At 53.3% G+C, this 25,764-nt stretch carries 24 protein-coding genes, 1 tRNA gene and 1 riboswitch; of the genes, 12 read left to right on the plus strand and 13 right to left on the minus strand.

Annotated elements, in window-relative coordinates:
- The first annotated feature begins 113 nt into the window (after positions 1-113).
- Both AC2FJE_RS05210 and AC2FJE_RS05215 read left to right on the plus strand, forming a co-directional pair.
- On the plus strand, positions 114-1,859 hold the full coding sequence (locus AC2FJE_RS05210; RefSeq protein WP_496755434.1) for a GMC oxidoreductase: 1,746 nt from the start codon (positions 114-116) through the stop codon (positions 1,857-1,859).
- 385 nt (positions 1,860-2,244) lie between these two features.
- Entirely contained in the window at positions 2,245-3,420 is a 1,176-nt protein-coding gene (locus AC2FJE_RS05215; protein WP_496760717.1) for a site-specific integrase, read from the plus strand.
- A gap of 184 nt (positions 3,421-3,604) precedes the next feature.
- Here AC2FJE_RS05215 and AC2FJE_RS05220 read toward each other — a convergent pair whose 3' ends face one another.
- The 4 genes from AC2FJE_RS05220 to AC2FJE_RS05235 are packed head-to-tail and all read right to left on the minus strand — an operon-like array spanning position 3,605 to position 8,137.
- Entirely contained in the window at positions 3,605-4,699 is a 1,095-nt protein-coding gene (locus tag AC2FJE_RS05220; protein WP_496760718.1) for an SAVED domain-containing protein, read from the minus strand.
- Between the two features lie 24 nt (positions 4,700-4,723).
- Entirely contained in the window at positions 4,724-5,191 is a 468-nt protein-coding gene (locus AC2FJE_RS05225) for a Mov34/MPN/PAD-1 family protein (RefSeq protein ID WP_496760719.1), read from the minus strand.
- A complete protein-coding gene (locus AC2FJE_RS05230) occupies positions 5,163-6,908 on the minus strand; it encodes a ThiF family adenylyltransferase (RefSeq protein WP_496760720.1) in 1,746 nt (581 codons plus the stop codon). The genes AC2FJE_RS05225 and AC2FJE_RS05230 overlap by 29 nt, the downstream gene beginning before the upstream one ends.
- Entirely contained in the window at positions 6,905-8,137 is a 1,233-nt protein-coding gene (locus tag AC2FJE_RS05235) for a cyclic GMP-AMP synthase DncV-like nucleotidyltransferase (protein ID WP_496760721.1), read from the minus strand. The genes AC2FJE_RS05230 and AC2FJE_RS05235 overlap by 4 nt, the downstream gene beginning before the upstream one ends.
- 976 nt (positions 8,138-9,113) lie before the next feature.
- On the opposite strand from AC2FJE_RS05235, the gene AC2FJE_RS05240 reads away from it, so the two are divergent.
- Together AC2FJE_RS05240 and AC2FJE_RS05245 are read left to right on the plus strand one after the other, a co-directional pair.
- A complete protein-coding gene (locus AC2FJE_RS05240) occupies positions 9,114-10,757 on the plus strand; it encodes an AAA family ATPase (RefSeq protein WP_496760722.1) in 1,644 nt (547 codons plus the stop codon).
- Positions 10,754-11,641: an HNH endonuclease gene (locus AC2FJE_RS05245; RefSeq protein ID WP_496760723.1), complete on the plus strand. Its 888-nt coding sequence runs from the start codon at positions 10,754-10,756 to the stop codon at positions 11,639-11,641. Before AC2FJE_RS05240 ends, AC2FJE_RS05245 begins: the two co-directional genes overlap by 4 nt.
- Before the next feature lie 162 nt (positions 11,642-11,803).
- On the opposite strand, the gene AC2FJE_RS05250 is transcribed toward AC2FJE_RS05245, so the two are convergent.
- From AC2FJE_RS05250 to AC2FJE_RS05260, 3 genes are all read right to left on the minus strand, one after another.
- On the minus strand, positions 11,804-12,982 hold the full coding sequence (locus tag AC2FJE_RS05250; protein WP_496760724.1) for a hypothetical protein: 1,179 nt from the start codon (positions 12,980-12,982) through the stop codon (positions 11,804-11,806).
- Positions 12,983-13,859: 877 nt separating this feature from the next.
- Positions 13,860-14,228, minus strand: a complete 369-nt coding sequence (locus AC2FJE_RS05255; RefSeq protein WP_496760725.1) for a DUF3768 domain-containing protein — start codon at positions 14,226-14,228, stop codon at positions 13,860-13,862.
- A gap of 342 nt (positions 14,229-14,570) precedes the next feature.
- Positions 14,571-14,646, minus strand: a tRNA-Lys gene (locus tag AC2FJE_RS05260).
- A 211-nt stretch (positions 14,647-14,857) separates the two neighbouring features.
- Between AC2FJE_RS05260 and dapF the strand changes: the two genes are divergently transcribed.
- Complete coding sequence (dapF, locus tag AC2FJE_RS05265; RefSeq protein WP_496755533.1) at positions 14,858-15,700, plus strand: diaminopimelate epimerase; 843 nt, start codon at positions 14,858-14,860, stop codon at positions 15,698-15,700.
- Positions 15,697-16,953: a tRNA (N(6)-L-threonylcarbamoyladenosine(37)-C(2))-methylthiotransferase MtaB gene (mtaB, locus tag AC2FJE_RS05270; RefSeq protein WP_496755435.1), complete on the plus strand. Its 1,257-nt coding sequence runs from the start codon at positions 15,697-15,699 to the stop codon at positions 16,951-16,953. The genes dapF and mtaB overlap by 4 nt, the downstream gene beginning before the upstream one ends.
- 91 nt (positions 16,954-17,044) lie before the next feature.
- On the opposite strand, the gene AC2FJE_RS05275 is transcribed toward mtaB, so the two are convergent.
- From AC2FJE_RS05275 to AC2FJE_RS05290, 4 genes are all read right to left on the minus strand, one after another.
- Entirely contained in the window at positions 17,045-17,830 is a 786-nt protein-coding gene (locus tag AC2FJE_RS05275) for a cytochrome c1 (RefSeq protein ID WP_058272709.1), read from the minus strand.
- A gap of 17 nt (positions 17,831-17,847) precedes the next feature.
- The gene (gene petB, locus AC2FJE_RS05280; protein ID WP_108860628.1) at positions 17,848-19,179 is read right to left on the minus strand and encodes a cytochrome b; all 1,332 of its coding nucleotides are present in this window, start codon (positions 19,177-19,179) and stop codon (positions 17,848-17,850) included.
- 15 nt (positions 19,180-19,194) lie between these two features.
- Positions 19,195-19,779 carry a ubiquinol-cytochrome c reductase iron-sulfur subunit gene (petA, locus tag AC2FJE_RS05285; protein WP_058279154.1) on the minus strand — a complete coding sequence of 195 codons (585 nt, stop codon included), beginning with the start codon at positions 19,777-19,779 and terminating at the stop codon, positions 19,195-19,197.
- A 116-nt stretch (positions 19,780-19,895) separates the two neighbouring features.
- Positions 19,896-20,144, minus strand: coding sequence for a hypothetical protein (locus tag AC2FJE_RS05290; protein ID WP_496760726.1), 249 nt, complete (start codon positions 20,142-20,144; stop codon positions 19,896-19,898).
- Between AC2FJE_RS05290 and AC2FJE_RS05295 the strand changes: the two genes are divergently transcribed.
- The 3 genes from AC2FJE_RS05295 (at position 20,143) to AC2FJE_RS05305 (ending at position 21,851) form a co-directional block, all read left to right on the plus strand.
- Positions 20,143-20,691, plus strand: coding sequence for a helix-turn-helix domain-containing protein (locus tag AC2FJE_RS05295; RefSeq protein WP_496755437.1), 549 nt, complete (start codon positions 20,143-20,145; stop codon positions 20,689-20,691). The two genes, AC2FJE_RS05290 and AC2FJE_RS05295, sit on opposite strands and share 2 nt — an antisense overlap.
- Entirely contained in the window at positions 20,688-21,221 is a 534-nt protein-coding gene (locus AC2FJE_RS05300; protein WP_496755438.1) for a GNAT family N-acetyltransferase, read from the plus strand. The genes AC2FJE_RS05295 and AC2FJE_RS05300 overlap by 4 nt, the downstream gene beginning before the upstream one ends.
- Before the next feature lie 186 nt (positions 21,222-21,407).
- Positions 21,408-21,851: a c-type cytochrome gene (locus tag AC2FJE_RS05305; RefSeq protein ID WP_108860625.1), complete on the plus strand. Its 444-nt coding sequence runs from the start codon at positions 21,408-21,410 to the stop codon at positions 21,849-21,851.
- A 52-nt stretch (positions 21,852-21,903) separates the two neighbouring features.
- On the opposite strand, the gene AC2FJE_RS05310 is transcribed toward AC2FJE_RS05305, so the two are convergent.
- Both AC2FJE_RS05310 and AC2FJE_RS05315 read right to left on the minus strand, forming a co-directional pair.
- A complete protein-coding gene (locus AC2FJE_RS05310) occupies positions 21,904-22,512 on the minus strand; it encodes a glutathione S-transferase (RefSeq protein ID WP_108860624.1) in 609 nt (202 codons plus the stop codon).
- A gap of 74 nt (positions 22,513-22,586) precedes the next feature.
- Positions 22,587-23,198, minus strand: coding sequence for an FMN-binding negative transcriptional regulator (locus AC2FJE_RS05315; protein ID WP_108860623.1), 612 nt, complete (start codon positions 23,196-23,198; stop codon positions 22,587-22,589).
- 53 nt (positions 23,199-23,251) lie between these two features.
- Positions 23,252-23,399: riboswitch (FMN riboswitch) on the plus strand.
- A 72-nt stretch (positions 23,400-23,471) separates the two neighbouring features.
- Here AC2FJE_RS05315 and AC2FJE_RS05320 point away from each other — a divergent pair.
- The 3 genes from AC2FJE_RS05320 (at position 23,472) to AC2FJE_RS05330 (ending at position 25,753) form a co-directional block, all read left to right on the plus strand.
- A complete protein-coding gene (locus AC2FJE_RS05320) occupies positions 23,472-23,912 on the plus strand; it encodes a 6,7-dimethyl-8-ribityllumazine synthase (protein WP_496755439.1) in 441 nt (146 codons plus the stop codon).
- Between the two features lie 94 nt (positions 23,913-24,006).
- The gene (gene aroC, locus AC2FJE_RS05325; protein WP_496755440.1) at positions 24,007-25,107 is read left to right on the plus strand and encodes a chorismate synthase; all 1,101 of its coding nucleotides are present in this window, start codon (positions 24,007-24,009) and stop codon (positions 25,105-25,107) included.
- The gene (locus AC2FJE_RS05330; protein ID WP_496755441.1) at positions 25,091-25,753 is read left to right on the plus strand and encodes an HD domain-containing protein; all 663 of its coding nucleotides are present in this window, start codon (positions 25,091-25,093) and stop codon (positions 25,751-25,753) included. Before aroC ends, AC2FJE_RS05330 begins: the two co-directional genes overlap by 17 nt.
- The last annotated feature ends 11 nt before the right edge of the window (positions 25,754-25,764 follow it).

Here is a 25,764-nt window from a genome sequence, read left to right on the forward strand (position 1 = left end):
GGTTTACAGATCGCTAAAAAGATGTTTCCAATATTCATCTCTAATTTACTCGCAAAATTCACCAAATAACTTTTTCCAATCGCGCCAGATAAAAAGCGCTCCGACACAACAATATGGAAATTATTCAACTCCAAGAAGTACCGCATGAACAGGTGATTCGAACAGACGTACTGATCGTCGGCGGCGGAGCCTGCGGTTTGACCATTGCCCGAGAATTGATCGGGTCAGGTCTAAATGTGGTCGTGGCTGAAAGCGGTCTGCAACAAGAAACACCTGAACATTCAGCGCTCAACACCGTGGACATGCCCGATGCAGTTCGATCTCAAGCTCGGGCCAAATTCAATTCAGGTCTGGCGACACATTGGGATCAAGACAGCCAGCCATTCGGCGTCCGGTGTCGTGGCCTCGGTGGGTCCACATTGGCGTGGGCTGGGAAGTCTGCAGCTTTCAGCGAAATCGACTATCAGCAGCGGGAATGGGTTATCGGCTCGGGTTGGCCGATTTCACAGCGCGAGCTTGCACCATATATCGAGCGAGCCGGACAAATACTTAACCTTGGTCCACAGGTATACAACTCTGCTTTGTGGGAGCTTTTAGGGACGACTCCGGCGCAACCTTCAATCGACCCGGCGGTATTCGAGGATTGTTTCTGGCAGTTTTCGCGTGGCCGAGAAAACCCTCTCGACCTTTTGCGAATGGGGAGCGAATTCGCCAATTTGACCGCCAAAAACGTGCGTGTTCTGCTCAACGCTACTGCAACTAAGATAAACGTCGACACTACCGGAACCCGTTTCGAAAGCGTGAGTTTTGCAACGCTGTCGCCAGAAATCCGTAATGTTACAATCCATGCGGAAAAATGCGTCCTGTCGGCAGGAGCAATCGAAAACGCAAGGTTGCTACTGGTGTCCAACGATGTTCACCCAAATGGCTTGGGCAACCGTTTCGACCTAGTCGGACGCTATCTTTGTGACCATCTGCAGGCGGAACTCGGTTATTTTGACGCCTCCGACGCACAGAGAATGACGCAGCGATTTGGCTTTTTTGGCCTCCCCACAGATGGGCGCACGCATATGTACTCTAGTGGGCTTGCAACCTCCCCGGCAATTCAGCGAACCGAAAAGCTGTTAAACGGCGCTATTTTTTTTCTGGAGGAACGTTCTCAGGAAGATCCGGTCAGTGCGTTAGGGCGGTTATTGGGCGGCAAGAGCCAATCCAGATTGCAAGACGTGATGTTTGTGGCGCGAAGCCCGGTTTTTGCTCTTAAGGCCGCTGGAATGAAAGCACTGAATAGCGGAAAGCTCCCCAAATCCGTTCGCAATCAGATCGCCGAAGCTGCTGCTGCACTCTTTCCAAATTCCTCTGTCCGCGAATTTCGTTATCGAGGGCTCCCACACAAGCTGGATGGCATCGTGGCCCATGCAATAATCGAACAAGCGCCCAATCCTGAAAACAGAGTCGTGCTTTCAGATCGTCAAGATCAACTGGGACAACACCTACCCAAGGTAAACTGGTCGACCGGTTTTGAAGAGCGCCACACACTGCTTCAAATGGGGAAGAACTTTGTATCCGAGTTCAAGAAATGCGGCTTACCACCCCCTCAGGTTTCCGAGTGGCTGCGCAATGGAAAGCCGGATCAGGCGGATATGTTTGATGTCGGGCACACCATGGGGACCACGCGAATGTCACTGTCACCAAGGGAAGGGGTCGTTACAACTGATTTGAGAATTCGAGATATTGAGGGACTTTATGCTGCCGGCGGTTCCGTTATGCCAACGACGGGACACGCAAATCCAACACTTATGATGATGTCCCTATCGATTCGCCTTGCAGATCACTTTAAGCAAAAGGGGGCTTCTTAGGCTGAATACTCGTTTCGCAGGTGTTCAGGATGAGTCCATTCCCAAGCGGTGAACGGACGAACGATCCACTATTTTCTTTCGGCTGAAATCAGATCCCTACATACAATGAATGCTACGGTGCTTCTTTGATCACTTTGTAGCAAGGATGGATAATTAAAAAAGTGGTGAGCCGTGCAGGATTCGAACCTGCGACCCACTGATTAAAAGTTAGTTCAAATGGCTTTTATACGGTTTTCCATGTTGCGCTATGTTGGTGTATAACCATCTGAAATACATGCGTTTTTATTGAGATTCACTCGCGCTCTCCTCATACTGTTTGTCACAAAGTACCACGCCCGATGGTTGCTAGGTGGTTGCTGTGGCTGTTTTTGAGGAACCAGAGCTAATGAAATTGACTAAACGACAAATCGACAACGCTACATGCGATGAGAACAAAGCACGTCATCTTTGGGATAAGAGTTTAACTGGGTTCGGCGTCAAGCTGTTGCCCTCTGGAGCGAAACGATACGTCGTCAAGTACCGCTCTTATGGTGGAGGGCGCCGCGCCAAACAACGTTGGTATACGATTGGCACGCATGGGCAAATCCCATTTGAGCAAGCCAAAGAAGTTGCACGGCAGATTTTGGCGGCCGCGAAACGTGGCGAAGATCCACAAGGCGAAAAGCTAGCCATAAGAGGCGCTCCAAGACTTGTGGATGCTTGGGGGAAATTCGAACGCGAGGAGCTAGCCAACAAGAAGCCCGCGACCATCCGAGACTATACCTCATGCTGGGAGCGGCACATTGGCCCAAGGTTGGGCAGCAGCAAAGCTGTAGATGTATCGCGTTCGGACGTTAGCCGCTTACATCAGTCGCTGAGTGACACGCCATACTTAGCAAATCGGATGCTGGCCGTGTTGTCTTCATTGATGAACAGATGCGAAGCATGGGAGTGGCGAGAGCAAGGAACCAACCCATGCCGCTATGTGAAGAAGTTTGAAGAGCAATCTCGGGAACGGTTCTTGTCCGGCCCCGAACTTGAACGGCTCGGTAAAGCAATGCGCGATCTGGTAGATGAAGGTGCAATTTGGCCGGATGTAGCCAATCTAATCAGGCTCCTATTGCTGACAGGTGCCCGCAGGAACGAAATCGCCAAGTGTGAGTGGGACTGGGTCAACTGGGAACAGAAGCGAATCTCGCTGCCCGATAGCAAAACCGGGGCGAAACCACTGTTCTTGGGGGATAGCGCACTTCAGGTCTTACAATCACAGAAGGTTACTACCCGCGACCCTCATTCAGTTTACGTTTTTCCCGGCAAGAAGCAGGGTTCACCATTGGTCAACCTGTCAAAACCTTGGAAAGTGATCTGCAAGGCGGCAGAACTGAAAGACTTAAGGATACACGATCTTCGCCACACTGCGGCTAGTATCGCCGTGGGCCAAGGTGTAACCCTTCCGATTATTGGGCGTTTGCTTGGCCATACACAAACACAAACAACGGCTCGCTACGCTCATGTTGATAGCGACCCTACGCTGGCTGCGGCTAATGTAATTGGCAACGTTGTCGGTGAATCCATCCGATAAGTGCAACGCTCATCATCGACTGGCTTTGAGATGAATGGTCACAATTCCGAATTGGACATGATCTTGCGGCAGCAGGCGGAAAGCAGACCTTCGCTGCAGTTGCAAAGCAGCCACATAGGTCCAAGCAAAACGGCCTCTCTTCATGTTAAGCGAGCTTACGTGTGAAAGCTTACTAGATTTTGCGCTATTGGGCCGAGACAAACTCGGCTCTCTCGACTCCCCCTACTGGCATTCTCACGCCCCAAGGGTAGGAGGGATTCTGCCCTCGTTCATATTGGTAGACGACGATCTCTGGCAAGTTTCGTTTGTCGTAGCGCCGACCAAAGGTGAACACCACACTGTTCGGCGCAGCCAATACAAGGTGAACTCGCTTTACCCCTTTCATACTAATTTGCTTCAAGGTTTCCAAAAACTCCTGAGCAAGGCGGTTCTGCTTGCACTGCGACCAATGTGCATCTGAGGACAGTCTATCTAGTTCCATGTGTACGACGGGCGCAGTAAACGTTGACGCCAAATCCTCGTTGGAAACCGGATAGGAAAATGCCACCGCGAGTACTGCTTCATCTGATATCTCTAGGTCTTCTAAACCGGTAACCAAAAAGGAGCGTCCGTCGTCCGTACCACCTAAATCCCGCCAACCTTCTCGGATACGATCCCAATCGAAAATCGAGATCGCGCCTTCGTCGTCCAATAATACCCCTGTCAAAAAGGTGTATGGAACTGGAGTTAGACCACCATAAACTAAGCGAACATCGCTACGATCCACGCCATCTTTGTGGTGTTTCACCGAACGATGTGCCGCTGCAATCTCTTCCAGGGCTCTTGCCGGTTCGATGACCTTGCCGTCAAGCCGGTTTCTAAGATCCAGTAGTATTGACGTAGGCATCCCTGAGTGTTTCGACTTGGCGACGTCAACCAAAGGAGAGCCGTCATCATCACGTAACCCACGCCCTTCAACGACCAGAAGGCGTTTTTTCGAAGTCCGTTGAGCTTCTCCCCAAAAGCGCACGATGACCAATGCCAATGCAACTAAAACTACAAGAGCACAAATCGCAAGTATCCAGAGGTCAGTGGCCGCAATTGCTTCTTGAGCGCGAACAACTCCCTTGGGAACGGAGTCAAAAAACAACCGAATTAACGTTACGATGAGTGGTGGCCCAGCAAAAACGGCGATCAGGACGGCAAACGCGGAAGTCAGAAGGAAACGTTCTATTGACGTGACTCTGAACCACCAATCAGTAGCCTTTAGAATAAAATTTTCGAATAGTCTCTTAAGCATTATGGCTTTCTCTAGGGTTAATGATTACGCCTCCTGGACTACTTCAACAGGTGATGGGCGATAGCCATTGACAAACAAATGAGCGCTGCAATCAAATCTCCAGAACCACCGCAGTCTAACAATCAATAGAACTGCAAAATCGACGCCACCGGAACCATCAACCAAATCCTGCATTGCTCGCAAGTCTTGCAAGCTGGGTTGAACACTAAAACTAGGGTGCGAATGCCACTCACCCAAATAATTGAAGCGTTGGTAGTCCGTGCCAGTTTTGTCAAAAAACTCCGATAGATTTTGATCATGCACTTCAGCGTGACGTGTAAAACGAGTGGCAGAACCTGATACTGCGTCAACGGAGAATTCAACTAGCCTGAATGCTTGGTTTCCAACTTCTTCCGCCATTAGCATTCCTCCAATCTCTCTGCGACCAGCGCGCCGCAGGTGAGATTTCAGTTTGCGAATAACGCTATTCGGCAGAAAGAGTTGCACCGGCATCTTCCTTGGGAGGCAAATGCTCCTGCAGCAATTTCAACATTTCGTCTGCTGAGAGTTGGTCGGAAGTGGCCCCCCATTGGCCTTCTGGGGTCAAATCTATGGGTCTGGTATCAAATGGCTGCTCAAACAACCACTCGGATGAAAAGCCGATTACGTAGGCTGAAACAGGGAAGATACTAGCCTCTAAACGAGCCAAGATGTCGGAGGCAAAACGAGCAGCATGACCAGCTACGACGCCCACTTCGGCATCATCTGCTATTAGTGGACGTCCTTCTTGATCTTGACCGACATACCGTCCTTCATCTTCGGGTCTGATCCAATCAACACCTTGTTCCTCGCACCAAATCTCTATTTGCTTCCTTGCCTCTAGCGGCACAGGGTCAGTATCTGGTCGAGCACGAGCAACAAATCCACCAATACCCCCGGCGAAAACTTCTGCCCAAACCATGGGTTTCTTTTGTCGGGTCGCAACTGAAGAAACCATGTTGAACGCCACAGGCTCTCCAGTGGCGTCAATCAATAAGTCGCAAGACCCCAGCCCTTCTAAGGCTCCAGCCATCGATGCAGCGCTTTCTTGCCCTCCAAGTTGCATACGCAATGCTGTGATATCACACGACGGATTAATCTCGAGGAGACGGTTCCTAAGGGAAACAGCTTTGTGCGCACCCGTATCACTTAGAGTAAGTTCGTTTCGGACCACGTTTTGCGGGAAAAATATGTCTTCATCGATGAGCAGAAACGCACCGATCCCGGAACGGCACAAACTTGCCGCGATTTTGGAGCCAAGAGACCCACACCCTACGATACCGACTTTGAAATCTACGAATCTACAATAGTCGGAAGGAATTCGCGGTGCATCTTCTGGCACACTCATCGTCTTGTAGAGCATGACATTCCGTCTGTTGGGTTCGCCATATATCCAATATAGCTCCCAGTTTCCGGCGTCGCCGATCAATAGATGAGTGTCGTTGCCCGAGCCCATCAACGTGCTGGAGAGATCATCCAATCCGGCGTTGGCTAGCGCCTCATGCAGCGTCTCCTGTGAGTTGGCACCAATCATACCTGTTGATGGAACTCGCACTGCAAATCCGTTTTCTTCTCGAACAGCCTTAGGTAAGATGAGATCAGTCTCATATCTTGAGGCTTCTTTCTCTCCCAGTCGAATAATTGATGCGATGAGAACTGACCCTGCAAATCGATCACGAAGCGCAAGTATTTGAGATGACGATGCTGGCAAATCGTCGAGAGCTGCAATGTCTGCCGATGTGGTCAGAAAACGAAGATGCTTGCTCCTAAAGTCACGCCCTGTCGAAGCTACGTGTGCTGATCTGGCGTGGACTCTTTCACCGTCTTCTGGATTTTCTTCCGCCAAGAGCCTTTGGCAACTGGTCACCATGTCGGCACCTGTGATGCTCGGAAGCCAGTTGTCGGGCCTGTGTTCCAGACACAACTCGCCTTCCGGGCCATACTGGTGATTTGAAATCTGTGAACCGTCGCTAGTTCGGATCATCGGTGGTGCGTCTGGAAACACGCCGGGATATTCCATTGCCAAATCAAACGTCTTTTGACCGTGAACGATTTGGAATTCTACACACATCAGCAGGTCCGGCGTTGCCCGCCAGCTTTTCAGCTCAAGCCAATCAACCGCCGCTTCAAGCTCGGCTATGCGTGCTTTCTCCAGTGCTAAACGAGAGCTGTGAAGCAGCCACCAAGTCATGCAAATCCATCCGGTTTCTTGGGGGTGCGTGGTGTGTCTGAAAACGAAACTTGTGGCGCTCCCCCAGCAGCCACCGCTGTTGCGGGCCGAAGCAAACCTCCGGATCTTGCGAGCTTCATTGCTTCGTCACTTGCCGCATTAGTTAAATCGTGGCCCAACCGGTCTGCAAGAATGCTGGACATTCTCCTATGCTCAGCCAAACGGGCCGCCGCTGAAAAGTCTTCACGCGCTTGTGTCAGCCAGGTTTTAAACGCCTTCGCGCGCTCAGGATGGTCCTCCCATTTGTCAGCAAAGTTTTCGGTCGAGTCGGTCGGGTTTCTTACAATGAACTTGCCATCTTCAAACTCTATTCCATCCTCCATCCGAGTAAGAATCGCCAACAAAGCGGTGCCAATGGTCGTTTCCGTACTATACGCGTGCGCAGAAAGCGTGGTGATAATGATTGAAATCGGTGCATCCGTCATGTCGTCTGCGAACATAGTGTCACGATGCCGCTTTAGAATCATAATGGCTGCTTGCAGCGGCGTTCGTACCCGGTATGTCGGAATATCCTCGACACTAGCCTGCACGCCTTCAGCACGCATCTCTTCTAGCAAGATTTGCCGTCTTCGCGTGAACTCATCACCCATCCGTCGTTTGAACCACTCAGCGTAGCCGCGGGGATTTGAGCGCGGCCAGTCGCTTGTTGTTTCAAAGTAGGCTGGAAGCACCTCATTATCGGTAATAGCTATTGCTGTGTCGGCGAAATGAGCGTCCAGATTGCGTTCTTCTAGGAAACGGCGCTGATCAGAACCATTTGGAACGCTAGGAATTATATCCATGTGGAATTGCGCATCATCAGAATATTCCAAACGCCAACAACGCCGTTTGGGCGTCACTTCCTTTTTTATTCCTTTCGATTTTCGGTAAAGTTTGATCTCGTCGCCAACCAGCTCTTTTAAGTCATGTTGTGTGAGTTCAGTTTTCGAAAGAGAGGTCACTGAACAAACACAATCGATGTCATATTCCTCATCTTGTGATTGTGGCTTTATGACGGTGCCGAGCCGAAAAGACCCTTGCACGTAAACCTCAGGTTCTAAACGACCCACAGTGGAGTCTTCACGATGTAGCCAATCGCCGAGAGATTTGTAACTTTTTTCAGCTTGTTCGTATCGCGTAGGGGGAATCTCCAAAGACTTGGCTAGCGCTTCCAAATAGGTTTCAGCTTGTTTGGTAATGTTAATAGTCAATGAAATAATTCCTGTTTTGTTCTTATCACCAACTGGAGATTGTCAATGCCCCTGTCAAGGTTGTGTAGTAGGGTTTTTCCACAACTTTAGAAAATTTTCCGTCGCGCAATTCTTGCGGTTTGGGCAAAGAAAACCGAGCCAAACATTCAGGGAAGTGCGCAGCCGTCGGATGATCACTTTTTGGGCTGCTGGCCCAACATTATTGTGACCTCTGGAGTGTTGGCTTTGGGCCGCCCGTACAACTTTGCGAGGTGCGCTATCTGTGCATTGCGGCCCTTAGTGCATTGCGGCCCTTAGTTCGCACAGCGAGAATAGTTATCCTCCAACTTTCGCTACGTGCTTGCGCGGCGCCTCAACATTCCTCATACGGCACCCGTAGAAGCAATCTGGCGCTAGAACGCAGCACTTTCATTCGGAGTTATCGCCAGTACCAACATTACGTAGGAAAACCGAACGGCGATGCTCTGCGCGCTAGAGCGCCACTCGACACGGGTTCGCTGCAAACTAAGGTTAGCACTTTCGTTACAATGTCATGGCGCGTGAACACCGCGCAAATGGCGACCAAAAGATGTGGTTTTCTGCGCATTACAGATTCGGTCATTCTTCAACCCGGACACATAGGCTCTAGTTAAGGACTAAGCGTCCTTTTGCAGATTGGGGGACAAAGACTGCAGGCAGCCCAAACGCTACATTCGACACAGTTGCGGCGTGCCCCGCACCGCGCGTTTGAGCGATTAGAGCCATTTGCCATATACCCAGTATGACGCGGCGCTTGCTAGAAACACCGATCCAGCCACTAGTTTGGACACTGCTTAAATACTTGTGCCCACGGCGTTTCTTGAAAGTTGTTTTGCTCCTTTTACTCATCTGACAACAACTATAACGTTTATTTTGGCAAGCAGCCGCAGGTTTAAGCATAGCTGCCTTTTAATCTGTGTTCTGACGATCTTGCCAAGTTGCCAATAAGAGAAAGTCTATGAAGTTCAGTATATATCCGCACTCTAGAAGCGGACTTAACACAATCACGGGCCAGGTGGGATTGCAGCAGGACAACTGGGATGATTACCGTTTCAAAACAACCTACGGCCTATATTATCAGCCTACAACCAGCCCGGATCTTCTTTATGTTGGTGGCGTAAAGATCCTGAAGCTGAGCCAAAAAGAACTGGATCCCCTTCAGATTAATGAGCCATTTGAACGCCTCGATGATCAATGGTGTTCAGTGGGTGCCGATCTCGATTACTACGAGCGGCTTTCAACTATCGACGCTCGTGACCGAAACGAGATTCTGATAGCGCTCCGCGATGTAGTGGCCAATCCAACTCTCATTCCAGAATTTCAAAACGAGCTTGGTTGGCGAAAGTCACTCTTCCGAGACAATTCACGATGGGATCGCTTCCTTGATGATGCGACCGCCGTCCACAATAAAGACTTCTCCAAACTCGCCAATCTTGAAACACCATTCTCGTTCACGCCAAATGATTCTTCGGACGTGCTACCCCTGAATTTCTCCGCGCCGACCGTCCCGAATTACTACCAAGAAATGAGAAAGCTTGGCCCGAGTGAGAAAGAGGTGCTATTGCCTCAACGTGTCGTAGCTTTGATCGGGCGAAACGGCTCAGGAAAAAGCACGCTACTTTCACGGCTCTCTCATGTTGCTTTTGCGTCCGGATCAGCTCGCGAACAAAAGACGATACGAGACCTTGGCGTGTTTGATCCTCCCGAAATTAATTTCTCTCGCATTATCACGATCTCCTACAGTGCCTTCGACAGCTTTGATGTTCCGGGGCTTGATGGGCGGGACCGTGTTCAGGTCGCCAAAGACATAGCAGCGGGTCAGGGCCGGTTTGCCTATTGTGGTCTCCGCGATATCTCCGCCGAAGCCGAAGAACGCGAAAACGGTGTCATAAGCGCCACTGCCCCAACATCCGCACCTCAAGCGATCACACGACTAAAGTCGATTGAAGCACTCGCCTCTGAGTTCGAACGCTACGTCACAATGATCAACAATGGCGGGCGTCGCGTGCTGTTTCGCGCCGCGCTTGAACCGTTGCTGTCTGAACCGTCTTTTGCTCAGCGCGGCGAAGGGGGTGAAGCAGAATTTATTATGAATGAGCCGATGAGCTCGTTCATGAGTTGGAGTACTGGCCATAAGATTGCACTGCACGTGGTTGCGTCACTTACTGCGCGCGCCGCACGAAAGTCATTGGTCCTATTCGATGAGCCAGAAATGCATCTTCATCCGCCACTCATCGCCGCCCTTATGCAAGCGATCAGAATCATCCTTGAAGAGGTCAATGCCTTCTGCATCGTGGCGACCCATTCACCAGTTGTCGTACAAGAGACCCTTGCTCGTCACGTGCGCATCGTATCGCGAGCCGGTGACGCCCTCCATTTCAGGCAACCTAAGCTTGAGACTTTCGGCGAAAACGTCGGACTCCTAACATATGATATTTTTGGCCTTGTGGCATCATCAACCGACTTCCACGAGGTGCTTGACCTTCTGGTCGATGGCGACTTGAGCCTTGAAGCAATCGACGAACTTTTCACGCCGGCTTTGAGTGGCCAAGCGCGAGGTTACGTACTTTCTAAGCTCGCAGGACGTAACAAACAAAAATGAAGAACCTGCCACGTCCGTCAAAAATAACCGCAAGAGAAGATCTCGAAACTGTGCTTCACACCTACAAACATAAGGGTGAGGTGCTAGGCTATGATCCAACACGTTCTGAGATCGATGCTATTCTTACCATTTATGACCTGTACGATCAGACTCTAGGGGCGCCTTCCGATGCCTTGAAAGGGCCAGATCTTGCTCCTGGCCTCAAAGGTGCCATCAAGCATGCCTATCCTCAGACGTATAAAAGTGGCAAAATTCCCCACATACGAGAAGCAGCATTTGAGAATGTCAATCTCTGTCCGATCTGTGGTTTGGATCCTCCAGTGGTGCTTGACCACCATCTTCCTTTATCAGTCTTCGAACCCCTTTCGATCTATTCATGGAACTTGGTTCCACTATGCGAGGCCTGCAATAAAGCCAAGCTTGATGACCATTCTGGTAATTTCATACACGCATACTTCGACTTAGTGCCTGATGTTCAGTTTCTTCAGGTCGAAGTCTTTATTGAGAATGATGGGCTGATCACGGAGTATTCAATCGACGAAAATGCTGAGCTAGCCGCTCCGCTTCTCGCCAAACTTAAATTTCAAATGGAAGTTCTATCGCTGAATAGTAGGTTTCAGAAAGACGTGAACAGCATTCTTGTCGCCTACACGACCGGCGTACATATGGCTGCGGAACTCGGTGGTAGCGCTGGGGTCAAGCACTATCTTCAGAAGCAAGCTTCCGTAGAAACCCGAGCGTTCTATCGCAACCACTGGCGCCCAGTGCTTCTAAACGCACTCGCAATCCACGATGAATTCTGCGATGGCGGATTCAGAAGTGTTCTACCGGACGGTCAAGCCGAAACGATAGCCTACAACCTCACATCGAAGGAACTGGTTTAGGAAATCTGACAGCTTATCTTGCTTAGATGCTAATGCCCGTGCAGATGTTCGTCGTGCTTGCCGTTGGGCTTCCTGCTAACCTTAGCTGCGCAACGCTCGAACGATTGATTTCGTGTAGTATCTACATCAAAAGAGGCGGGAGTAACATCCCGCCTAGATATCCTATCGCTTACGTTTTGTGGGCTTTGACCATTTAACCTTAAACGGCCGGTAGTTTTTAAACCTCTTGTTATCTGCGAAGAAAAGCTTGAACACAGTGTTGATCCGGTGTCCAAGTTTGACTTCGGTGCCTTCTCTCTGTGATTGCCATTTCTTAAGGCCCGAGACAATTTTGTTTCTGAGCTTGGTGCCGTTACGCACGCCAAAGATCGTCTGCTCCATCGGCACCTTTGCACAATACTCAAACAGCCGAAAATCATGGTGTTTGTTCAACTCCCTCGCAGAGAACAGACAGGGTTCGCCTGTTCCAAATTTGCGGTAATCAACCTCTTTACCTAGGTAGGGTGGTTTAGTCATGTACCGTCCAAGTTTGCTGAAACTGCCTTCAAGAACGGTTGCCGTTTTGGAGAGTATCGGCAGTTTTGTGATGTTGCTTTTGAAGCCCTTGGCATGATCCATGAGTGCCTTGGGGTCACTAGTATCGTATCCCCAGCAGAGGGCGTGAGCATGTAGAGAAAAGAACTTCCCTTTCTGGTCTTTGGGATAGTTCTTCATCGCCTGAGCTTCGAGAACGCCAAGGGCATCCATAGACGTGTACTTGCGGATTGCTGACTGAACCTTCTGCTTAAATTTGAATACGTGAAACGTGCCGTGCCTCTCGTTGACCATATGTGCTTCATCAACAAAGGTTATCCAATACACCTTCAGGAGCGGATCTTTCTTGGCTCGGAGATAGAGTTTATGGAGTTGATCAATCGTCAGTTCTCCAAACCGTTTCCGAAGCTCAAGGTCACTGGCTGGCGTGTGATCTGCGTAGAGGCCGTTGCGGCCCAACAGCGCATCAAAGTCTGAAATATCATTTTTTACAAACCTGCGCTTCTCGTAAGAACTGAAAACAGTTTCGCTGTACTTGTCGCAAATTTCTCTGTGGATTTCTTTGCTGTGAGCCCGGTCATCGTCGAAGCGTGTAACTTTGTTTTTTAGGCTGAGTTTAGGGGGTGAGGTATTGATATCTTGTGTAGAAACTCTCTGTTTAGATAGTCTATCCCACTGTTTAGACTGTTTTTCAGTGTTCTTCGTTGCCTTACAAGCATGACTGCTTTTTTCCTTCTTTGTGCGCTGTTTCTTGGTTGTCCGCTTGGGATCAGATTTAGGTTTTTTCTTTCTTTTCTCAGGTCGCATCTTTGGATGCCCTCTTTGAATTGCAGCCACACCGGAGCCATCGGTTACAAAGGCAACCGTTTAGTTCTGCGCTGAGACTGGACTGTTTGATTTGGTGGCTACCGACCAGAGCAAAGGACTTAGTCAATGCTCTGGCCGGCCTCTCGCCGACACTTCTACAACTTTGCTGTTTGCAAGCTTTACAAGCTAAACGGATCAGGCGTTAGAACCGTACCTTGGTTCCAGAGCTAGATTTCCAATCTCTCGAAGTGGCGACACATTGGTCAGTCCCTTCGACATCCTGCCCGGTAAACTGGCGGCTTGATTGAGCGATGTAGTTTTCAAGATCGGCGATGGGATAACGGATAGCTTGGCCAAATTTCTTCCAATCCGGGCCGCTACCATTTGCTCGGCACTTCCTAAGCCACTGCACAGACATATTTAGATAGGATGCAGTTTGCTTCTCAGACAAAAACGCCGATGCGACGGCTCCTCTGGGTTTAGTCCGGCAAATTTCCTCTAGTCCCATTTCTGGGTTCAATTTCGTCTCCTGTCTTGGCGTCTTGCTGAGACTATCTCGTACGATTGAGACACTCAGCTTAAGCAACAAGGCAGCCCGGTACTTTAACTTGTATGACCTAGACTATACTTTCGCCTACATTGCTCCACCGATGTATACAGAGACCTTGGTAAACATTCTCCTAAGCCGTTAGGCGCTGTTCAACCAAATGGAAACTTCGCAATTGCTCCCACCTTATGCCTCTTGAGTATCAATCTTTCTTTCGGAAAATTCTTGAGACCAAAACTTTTTTGAGCTCAGTAGAGTTATTGGGAGGTGGGCTTTTGCAAACCTCAAAACGACAAAAGCCAGTTCTCCTTGGAGAACTGGCCGGAAAACTCAATATTCCGTGGACAGCAAAAGTGTCAAATACCTTGTTGTCTGTTGTGGATCGGTCGAATCCGGGGATTCATCATCAAGGTCTTTGTTGTAGTAGTTGATCTCCCAATCCACCGTCCGATTGTTCACCTTTATTGAACCGGCATCATGTTCGCCGCCAGCTTCTACACTTTTGTCACCCGCATCCCCGGCAAGCTGTTTCATGATCGCGTCAACGGTGGCTCTTCCAAGAAGATGTATCCCCATTGAAATCATGACAATGCCGCCTTCCCCTGTTTTTCGGAAGTGATCGTTTAAAACTTGGTTCTTCTGAGTGGGAGACATGTCGGCGGTCAATTTGACATGCGACGAGATTTTGCTGTCCGTCATGGAAAGCTCCTGTGCGTTTGAGATTTTTGATTGCTGTGAGGACGTACAGGCGGGTACAGCTTCGCTTTTTGGGCGTAGCCATTCTAGTTTTCTGTGCTCATTTGAAAGTTGCACGCGACAGTCATTTGCCGCTCTGTACATAGTCAGTGTACCAAAAACTCTTCATAATGTCAAAAAACATCATATTAGCAACGTCTTACGGCCTCGCCAAAAGAGAAAATCCACGCGTTCAACGAAACGGTTTTCCACCCATTTCTACGTCAATCTATGCCGCGTGGTTGCTAGGTGGTTGCTGTAGGCGTGAGAAAATCTCGCCTATTCTTGCTAACCCTTTGAAAAAAGTGGTGAGCCGTGCAGGATTCGAACCTGCGACCCACTGATTAAAAGTCAGTTGCTCTACCAACTGAGCTAACGGCCCACTCTTTTGTTGGATCTTGTCGATCCGTGGCGCTCTTTAAGTCATTTTCCCGACCGGGTTCAAGACCTTATTTGCACCTCGTTTCGCCAAAGTAATCAGTGTTTCCGGCGACCCGATAGGCGGCCTAATTAGGCAGGTGGCGCTGGGGGGTCAACCCCCTTTTTAAAGGAATCTGCGTCGCAGGGTGGATTCCTTTCAGGCGCAGGGTTATATGCGCGCCATGCAAGGATTACAGAACACTGGTTTGCCCTTCATGAAGATGCACGGGCTGGGCAATGACTTTGTCATTGTGGACGCGCGCGCGTCTGCAACGCGGATTAGTCCGGCACTTGCGCGGGGAATCGGGCACCGTCAATTCGGCGTAGGTTTCGATCAGCTTGCCGTGATCGAAAACGGCAGGTCGGATGCGCATCTGGTGTTCTACAATTCAGATGGATCTACCTCGGCAGCATGTGGAAATGCCACCCGTTGCATCGCCCGTTTCCTGATGCAGGAATCGGATAGATCCGACCTGACACTGACGACCGAACGCGGCACTCTTTACGCAAAGGACGCCGGGGACGGCCTGACCTCAGTGAATATGGGACACCCCCAACTAAACTGGAACGAGGTTCCGTTGTCTGAGGAGGTCGACACGCTGGAACTGCCCATCGAGGGAGCGCCGACGGCCACCGGGATGGGCAATCCGCATTGCACCTTTTTTGTTGATGATGCCGAGGCTATCCCTCTGACCGAGTTCGGTTCGCGTTACGAGCACCATCCACTCTATCCTGAGCGTACGAATGTCCAAGTGGCACAAATCATTGGACCGGACCACATCCGCATGCGCGTGTGGGAGCGTGGCGTGGGCATCACCCTGGCTTCGGGATCATCCTCATGCGCCACAGCCATTGCTGCTGCGCGTCGCGGCCTGACCGGACGCAAAGTGCAAATTGAACTGGATGGCGGGACGATCTGGATCGACTGGCGCGACGATGGCGTCTGGATGACCGGACCAACCCGCCACGTCTTCTCGGGCACACTGACACCGGAATTTCTGGAATCACTGGAATGAGCGCGCCGAAGTTCACCACCCTGGGCTGCCGCCTGAACGCCTATGAGACCGAGGCGATGAAAGAGCTGTCAGCGCAGGCCGGGCTCACCGACGCGGTGATCGTGAACACCTGCGCCGTCACGGCAGAAGCGGTGCGCAAAGCCCGGCAAGAGATTCGCAAGCTGCGGCGGGAAAACCCTAACGCGCGGCTGATCGTGACAGGCTGCGCGGCCCAGACCGAGCCTGACACCTTTGCCCAAATGGATGAGGTCGACGCGGTCATTGGCAATACCGAGAAAATGCAGCCGGAGACCTGGAAAGGCATGGCGGCGGACTTTATTGGCCAGACCGAGGCCGTGCAGGTCGATGACATCATGTCCGTCACCGAAACCGCAGGCCACCTGATCGACGGTTTTGGCACCCGCTCACGCGCCTATGTTCAGGTCCAAAACGGCTGTGACCATCGCTGCACTTTTTGCATTATCCCCTATGGCCGTGGGAACTCGCGCAGCGTCCCTGCCGGCGTTGTTGTGGATCAGATCAAGCGGTTGGTGGATCGGGGTTATAACGAGGTCGTACTGACCGGCGTTGACCTGACCTCTTGGGGCGCCGACCTGCCTGCGCAACCCAAGCTGGGCGATCTGGTCATGCGGATTCTGAAACTGGTGCCCGACCTGCCACGCCTGCGGATCAGTTCGATCGACTCGATCGAAGTGGATGAGAACCTGATGCAGGCCATCGCGACCGAACCGCGCCTGATGCCGCATTTGCACCTTTCCCTGCAACATGGCGACGATCTGATCCTGAAACGGATGAAACGCCGCCATCTGCGCGATGACGCCATCCGGTTCACCGAAGAAGCCCGCAAGCTGCGCCCCGAAATGACCTTTGGCGCCGATATCATCGCTGGCTTCCCGACCGAAACGGATGATCATTTCGAAAACTCGCTGAAACTGGTGACCGATTGCGATTTGACTTGGTTGCACGTGTTCCCTTACTCCAAACGCGACGGCACGCCAGCCGCCCGCATACCGCAGCAGGTGAATGGGAACGTCATCAAGGACCGTGCCGCCCGCCTGCGCGCGGCCGGTAACGCGCAGGTCACGAAACACCTGCAGACCCAAATCGGCAAAACTCATCACATCCTGATGGAAAACCCGCATATGGGCCGCACCGAACAATTCACCGAGGTCGCTTTTGAGGCACCACAGCCCGAAGGGCAAATCGTGAAGGCAACAATCACAAGCGTCACCGGCACGCAGCTACAAGCCTGATCCGGCCTTCATCTGGCCCCCTACCCGATTGCTACAAAAAAACCCCCGCAGCCGTTGGCGCGGGGGTTCAAACATTTCGGGCCTGTGAAACTCAGTCTCGTTTCTTGCCTTTGACACCCGCCCACAGGCGCTTGTTCACAAGGTACAGAAGCACCGACAACAGCGACAGGAACAGCACGCCGACAAAGCCCGAGTATTTGCGCTCCATCATCTTCGGCTCGGCCGTCCACATCAGGAAGGCTGCGATGTCTTCGGACAAGGCTTCGACAGTGGCCGGGTGGCCATCGGCGAATTCAACCTGATCTTCGGACAGCGGCGGTGCCATCGAGATCCAGCCTCCGGGGAAGGCCTTGTTCTCATACAGGATGGTGCCTGCTTCTTCTTTTTCTTCACCGGTATAGCCGTCCAGCAGCGAGGCGATGTATTCCGCGCCCCCCATGCCTTTGAAGAACTGATTGATCCCCAGACCATAAGGCCCGTGGAATCCAGCGCGGGCCTTGGCCATCAGGCTCAGGTCCGGTGCGCCAACACCGTCATTGACCGGGAAGTGGTCGGTCGGGATGGCCGGACGGAAATCGTCCAGCTCGGGATCGAACACTTCGAAGTTTTCTGCCGAATAGGCGATGACTTCTTCTTCCGAATAGCCCAGCGCTTCGAGATCACGCAGAGGCACATAGCGCAGGCCGTGGCAGGCTGCACAGACCTCGGTATAGATCTGAAGGCCGCGCTGCAGCTGGTTTTGATCCCAGGTACCAAAGGGGCCTTCAAACGAGAAGTGGAAGTCTTCGATGTGCTGCTCGCCCCCACCTGCTGCGAAGGACGCAGCAGGGGTAAGGGCCAAAGCAAACGCGGCACCGATTGCAAGTTTCTTGAACATGTTTCCGGTCCCTCTTCTTACTCGGCCGGCGTGGCGTCGGCGTCAGCCTTGCCATAATGCGCGTTGAAGTCTTCTTCGATGGTCTCTGGCTGTGGCAGCGGTTTTTCGATGACACCCAGGATCGGCAGGATCACGAAGAAATAAGCGAACCAGTAGGCGGATGCGATCAGCGAGAAGGTCGCATAGGGCTCTTCCGCGGGCATTGCACCCAGCCACATCAGGGCAAAGAAGTCGATGATCAGCAGGTAGAACCACCACTTGAACATCGGGCGGTATTTGCCCGAACGCACGGTCGACGTGTCCAGCCAGGGCGCCAGCGCCATTGCCAGGATCGCACCGAACATCGCAATCACACCAAAGAACTTGGCGTCGACGATGCCACCGGTGATGAAGCTGGCAAATTGTACAACCCAGACTTCACCGGTAAAGGCGCGCAAGATCGCGTAGAATGGCAGGAAGTACCATTCGGGAACGATGTGTGCAGGCGTTACCAGCGGGTTGGCTTCGATGTAGTTGTCCGGGTGGCCCAGATAGTTCGGCATGTAGCCGACGATGGCCCAGAACACGACCAGGATCACGGCCAGTGCGAACAGGTCCTTGATCACGAAGTACGGCCAGAATGGCAGGGTGTCTTTCTCGGCATCGGCTTTCGACGTGCGGCGAACTTCAACACCAGTAGGGTTGTTGTTGCCGGTGGTGTGGAAGGCCCAGATATGCACGATGACCAGAGCCGCGATAACAAACGGCAGCAGATAGTGCAGCGAGAAGAAGCGGTTCAGCGTGGCATTGTCCACCGCGGGTCCGCCCAGCAGCCAGGTCTGGATCGCGTCACCCACAAAAGGGATCGCGCCAAACAGGCCGGTGATCACGGTCGCACCCCAGAAGGACATCTGACCCCAAGGCAGAACATAGCCCATGAAGGCAGTACCCATCATCATCAGATAGATAAGCATACCGATGATCCACGTGATCTCACGCGGGGCTTTGTATGAGCCGTAGAACAGGCCACGGAAGATGTGGATGTAGACCGCAACAAAGAACAGCGACGCGCCATTCATGTGAATGTAGCGCAGCATATAGCCGCCATTCACGTTGCGCATGATGTGCTCGATGCTGGCGAAGGCCAGATCGACATGCGGGGTGTAGTGCATCACCAGAACGATACCGGTGACAATCTGCAACGCCAGGCAGAACGCCAAGACGATGCCCCAGATCCACCACCAGTTCAGGTTCTTGGGGGTGGGGATCATGATGGTGTCGTAAATCAGGCCGACGATGGGCAAGCGGCTGTTCAGCCACTTCTCGCCGTTTGTCTTCGGCTCGTAATGATCGTGGGGAATTCCGGACATAAGTTTGGGTCTCCCTTAGCCGAGTTTGATGGTGCTGGCGTCGGTCCACTCAGCGGGCGGAACGGGCAGGTTTTCAGGTGCGGGACCCTTGCGGATACGTCCGGCCAAATCGTAGTGCGATCCGTGGCAGGGGCAGAACCAGCCACCAAAGTCACCAGCATCGCCCAGCGGCACACAGCCGAGGTGCGTACATACGCCCATCTGAACAATCCACGCGCCCGGCGCTTCGCCCTCGGGCGACGGCATCACGCGGTTGGCGTCGGTTGCCGGAGCATCCGCGTTCAGGTTGAAGTTGCGGGCCAGCGGATCAGGCAGTGCATCAACGCCTTCGGCGTCCTGTTCCTGCGCTTCTTGAATTTCAGCACCGGTGCGGTGGCGAACAAACACAGGTTTACCCAGCCACTTCACGGTCAGCTGCGTACCTGGCTCAACGCCGCTCACATCCACGCGGATCGAGGACAGCGCCTGAACGTCTGCCGATGGGTTCATTTGATTGATCAGGGGCCATACGGCTGCACCCGTCGCGACGACACCTGCGCCGCCTGCGACGTAGTAGAGGAAATCTCTGCGGGTGCCTTCGTGGTCTTCTGCGTGGGACACGAGGTTTTCTCCGATTCCGGCGCCCGGGGGTAACCCGAGCAAACATGCATCAGCACCGCATCAAAGCGGCGTCTCATCGCGGCTATCTATCCGGGAGAATTCGGTTCGTCCAGCGGTCATAGGCGCGCAGTGCGCCACAACAGGGCATTCATGTCACAACGAGGGGTGAAAGTTTCAAGATACGGACCTGTTTTTTGGCAAAAACACTCCGGTCCTCCGGCTTTTCCAAATGTGATTCGATTCACTTCGGCGGGATAGAACGGTGCAGAACCGACCCAGCCCCAAAAGGTTTTACAGAATGCCGATCCGCCCATCTTGAACTTTTCGTCATATTCGGGAATATTTCCGTATATGAGAAATTCCATGGAAGCCACCTCTGACAAACTGGCCACGCATTTGCGCGGATTGCGAGAGCAGCACGGCATGACCCTCGATACTTTGGCTGGAAGAACCGGTCTAAGTCGCGCCACCCTGTCGCGGATCGAGAAAAACGAAGTCAGCCCGACCGCCGAGACGCTAAGCCGTCTGGCAACGGTTTATGCAGTACCGATCTCTCAGCTACTTACCCCGTTGGAGCAAAGTTTCCAACCGATCGTCCGGCGGCACGACCAGCCGTTCTGGACGGATCGTGGGCGCGCGTTTCAACGTCGCAGCGTTTCGCCGCCCAGTGGGCACCTTTCGGTTGAATTGATCGAAGGAACCCTGACCGCGCGGCAGCGCATCGCCTATGATGCACCCGCAGTGCCGGGGCAAGAGCATCACCTGTATGTCTTGTCCGGGCAGATCGAAATCACGGTCGAGAGGAAAGCTTATGACCTTCGACAAGGGGATTGCCTGCGGTATATTTTATTTGGCGAAACCGTATTTGAAACGACCCATAGTCCCTGCACTTACGTGATCGCATTGTCATGACCGTTCAGACACCCAACGTCTTCCGCCTTACCCCGACGGATATCGACAACAATCTGACAGATCTATGCCGCACGCTTGTTGACAGCGTTGCCGACGGTGCCGCGATCAGCTTCATGATGCCGCTCGACCATGACAGCGCCGCGCGATTCTGGACGGTTGACGTCAAACCCGCCATTGAAACAGGCGCGCGGCACTTGTTTGGCGCATTTTATCAGCGTCGCATGATCGGTACGGTCCAGCTGTTGCTTGCCATGCCCCCAAATCAGCCCCACCGGGCAGAAATCTCGAAGATGATCGTTCACCCTGATGCCAGACGTCGCGGTTTGGGCAAGGCCCTGATGCAAGAGGCCCTGAACTCCGCACAAGAAGCCGGGAAGACACTCATCACACTAGACACGCGCACCGGAGACGTCTCGGAATCCCTTTACAGGTCTGTCGGGTTCAAACCGGCAGGTGTCATCCCCGATTTCGCATTCGACCCGGACGGAAAATCCCGTCACGCAACGACCTATATGTACCGATACCTTTGACTTAAGCTCGAATTCACGGTGACACCCGACATAGCAAGACGCGCCGCTTCTGCAAGGTAAATAAATGTAGAAATTCTGAGTTAAAAATAGATATTTTACAAAGGCTTAGTCGTGGTTGATTTCGATTGAACTTTGGACGCAAATGATCGAAAGGCGGGAAATCCCAATCTCTGCAGGACGTCCCTCATGTCAAAGCTCTTTGCACCAACCCTGATCCTCGCACTGACCGTGCCCTTTCAGGCGATAGCGGCCGGTGATCCGGCGAAAGGCGAAAAACTCTACAATCGCTGCTCTTCTTGCCACGCAATCATCAAAGATGGCCAAGTTCTGGTCAAAGGCGGCATCACTGGCCCGAATCTTTACGGCGTCGTCGGTCGCATCGCCGGAACCGAGTCAGATTACCTGAACGGAAGCGAGCGTTTGCCCATCGGAATGTTCACCGACGACATGATCCGGGCGGGCCAGGAAGGGCTGGTCTGGACGCAAGAGAATATCGCCACGTATTCCAAAAACCCGATCGCATTTATTCAGGAATATCTGGATGACGAAACCGCGCGCCCAAACATGAGCGTCAAACTGAAAAAGGGCGCCGATGACATCGCGGCCTATCTTGCGACGTTCAACGAATGATGTCTGTCGCTGGTCGTTCTGCCGTCAGAGCGACCAGCGCATTGATCCCCGATCAGGCCGGCGGTTGCGTTGCGACCATGCTGGGGCGTTCGACAAACTTCTCGTACCAAGCGGCCAGCGCGTCATTTCCCTTGCGCCACCCACGCGCATCGTGGCGGAAATCGACATAGCCCAGCGCGCAGGCCACTGCGACCTGCCCCATATCCAACGGTCCGGACAGATGCGCCATCCACCGTTGGTTCAACGCGGCGCAGGCGCGTTCTATCTTGTCCCATTGCGCATCGGCCCAGCCCTCCCATTGCTTGTCTTCGGGCCGCATCCGAGCCTCATAGGTGATCAGCAACGCCGCATCCAGAATACCATCCGCCAGCGCCTCAAGCGTCAGCACATCCCAATGCCGGGCACCGTCCTGATAAAGACCGGCCTGCCCGCGCGCGTCCAGAAACGCACAGATAACTCGGCTATCGAACAGGGTCGGTCCATCGGGGCGCTCTAACGCGGGCACCTTTGTCAGCGGAGCCTTGGCCAATAGCGGCTCGGCCGGGGACATTGGCGTCGTTGCAACATTCAGCAGTTCGACATCCTGCAACTGGTTTGTTTCATGCAACAAAACCATAACCTTACGGACATAGGGCGAAGTGGGGCTGAAATAGAGTTTCATAAGAGATCTCCCTGAATTGCCGGAACTCTACAGCACCAAATTTAAAACAAAACCCGTCAATTGGTGCGCCAACCTCACCCTCTCATAAATTTTTGCAGAGCATCAAGCTCGGACCCGATCCCGTCGTTTGCGATGTGTTCTGCCGCGCTCAGGCGGACTGCATCGGGCTTGTTTTGATTCAGCTTCCAGGTGCCTTGAATGTCGTCAATGCGAAACCCGAACGGCACAATCATACGCATCATCTTATCCAACGCGTCCTTGCTCATCTTGCCGGTAGTCCAAGGGGATTTGGGCAGCAGACGCGCCTCATAAAAGGCGGACTGGCGATTTAGCAGGTCCAGCAACTCTTCTTGCGGGCGCTGTTCTAACTGACCGATCAGATGCACAGCGACATAGTTCCATGTCGGAACCTGATCGTCGATCCCGTACCAATCCGGCGATACGTAACCATCTGGCCCCGTGACAGCGATTCTGGCTGGTTTAGGGTCTTTCAGCATGCGGACGATCGGATTGGATCTGACAAGATGCAGCTCGGCCAGCGTGCCATCCTCAGACAGCAGAAACGGCACGTGGCTAATCAACGGCGCTTCATCCGTCGACACCGCAAGAACCCCGAACGCGCGGTCACGCGCAAAGGCAACATGGCGCTCGGTCTCTTCCGCGCGAAAGGCTGGATTGGGATGCATGGCTGTCCTCCTGCAAAATCTCTTGCAGAACCGGCCGCACCTTGGCAAGGTCCGCCCGTTCTCAGGGCGGGGTGAAATTCCCCACCGGCGGTATGCGGGCGATGATCCGTAAGCCCGCGAGCGGCCCCGGTGTGCGGGGTGTCAGCAGATCTGGTGAGATGCCAGAGCCGACGGTTATAGTCCGGATGAAAGAGAACGTGCAGCGCGTCGGTCCTGGCTTGCGCCTGCCCGTGATCGCCTTGGGTGACGTGTCTGTTGCGAAAGGAGATCATGATGACACACACCCGCTATGCTTTTGTGAAAGCCAACTGGCATTCCGATATCGTTGACCAGGCTCTCGAAGGGTTTCTGGAGCTTGTCCCCGCCGAACAGGTTGACGTTTTCGACGTCCCCGGCGCGTTCGAGATGCCGCTGCTGGCCCGCGATCTGGCCCAAACCGGGCGCTATGCCGCGGTCGCCTGCGCGGCGTTTGTCGTGGATGGTGGCATTTACCGGCACGATTTTGTCGCACAGGCCGTGGTAGATGGGCTGATGCGCGCCAGTATGGACACCGGCGTTCCGGTACTGTCAGTCTCGCTGACGCCGCACCAGTATCAGGAAACCGATCACCACAATGCCATCTACCGCGCGCATTTTGTCGAAAAGGGTCGCGAGGCTGCGCAGGCGGCCCTGAAGATCACCCAAACGCGTGCGTCGTTTACGCGTGCCGCATAGGCACAGCTGGTTGGGGTTCCCCTGCCCCAACCGCAAATCCGCTTGAGGCCAAGGGCCTCGCCCGCTAATCACGACGCGCAAAGGAGCATGCCCCATGTCGATGAACAGTTTTGGCCACCTTTTCCGCGTCACCACCTGGGGTGAAAGCCACGGGCCCGCATTGGGTGCGACCGTCGATGGCTGCCCTCCGGGTGTTACGATCGACGAGGCGATGATTCAGCAATGGCTGGACAAGCGCAAACCGGGTCAGAACAAGTTCACCACCCAGCGGCGCGAGGCAGATCAGGTCAAAATCCTGTCAGGCGTGTTCGAAGGGCAAACCACGGGCACACCGGTGCAGCTGATGATCGAGAACACGGATCAGCGCTCGAAAGACTACGGTGATATCATGGACAAGTTCCGTCCAGGGCACGCCGATATCACCTACTGGCAGAAGTACGGCATCCGCGATTATCGCGGCGGCGGGCGCAGCTCGGCCCGGGAAACTGCGTCGCGTGTGGCCGCAGGCGGGCTTGCGCGTGAGGCGATCAAACAGATCGCATCAAATGTGCAGATCACCGGATACATGACCCAAATCGGCCCGCACAAGATTGACCGGAGCAATTTCGACTGGTCCCAGATTGAACAGAACCCGTTCTGGACCCCGGACGCACAAGCCGCCGAAGACTGGGCCAACTACCTGGACGAATTGCGCAAGTCCGGGAACTCGGTTGGTGCGATTGTCGAGGTTGTGGCCCGTGGCGTCCCAGCAGGCATCGGTGCGCCGGTTTACGCCAAGTTAGACACTGATTTGGCCGCTGCGATGATGTCCATCAACGCCGTCAAAGGTGTCGAGATCGGCGAAGGCATGGCCGCTGCCGAACTGACGGGCGAAGCCAATGCGGACGAGATTTTTATGGGCCAGAACGGCCCGCAATACAGCTCGAACCACGCGGGCGGTATCTTGGGCGGTATCTCGACTGGACAAGACGTTGTTGTGCGGTTTGCTGTCAAGCCTACCTCATCCATTCTGACCACACGCAAAACCATCACCAAATCCGGTGAAGAGACCGAGATCATCACCAAAGGCCGTCACGACCCCTGCGTAGGCATCCGCGCCGTTCCGGTGGGTGAGGCGATGATGGCTTGCGTGATCCTCGACCACCTGCTGCTGCATCGCGGCCAGATCGGAGAGAACCGTGGACGGATCGGCTGATCTGCGCACGCGCCTGCGGGCCGTCGTTGCGCAGCGTATGGAAACCGACCCGGCGCATGATCTGGCCCATCTGGACCGGGTCTGGGTAAACGCGCAGGCCATTGCAAACGACCAGACTGACATGCCGGTGCTGCTGGCCGCCGCTTATCTGCATGATCTGGTAAATTTGTCCAAGGACGACCCAGACCGCCATTTGGCATCGCGCCGATCGGCCGAAGAATCAGAGTCTATTTTGCTAAACTTGGGCTATTCTGCAGGTCAGATCCACGCAATCAAACATGCAATCGAGGCACACAGTTTTTCGGCCAATATCACGCCGGAAACGCCCGAAGCCTGCATTCTGCGCGATGCCGACAGGCTGGACGCACTGGGCGCGATTGGAGTTGCCCGGAATTTCTCGGTTTCCGGTGCTTTGGGACGGTCGCTTTATGATCCGGCAGATCCCTTTGCTGCCAACCGCCCGCTGGACGACCTGCATTTTTCAATCGACCACTGGAAGGTCAAACTACTGGGCCTTCCTGGCGATATGCTGACCGAGGGTGGCAAAGAGATCGCACAGCGCAGAATCACACGCATGATCCGCTTTCTGGAAGAGTTCGCGCAAGAGATCGGCAGCCCTCTGCCAACCGATTGGACGAATCTGTAAACGACGCGTTG

Source organism: Ruegeria sp. CDSC002 (genome assembly GCF_059610905.1).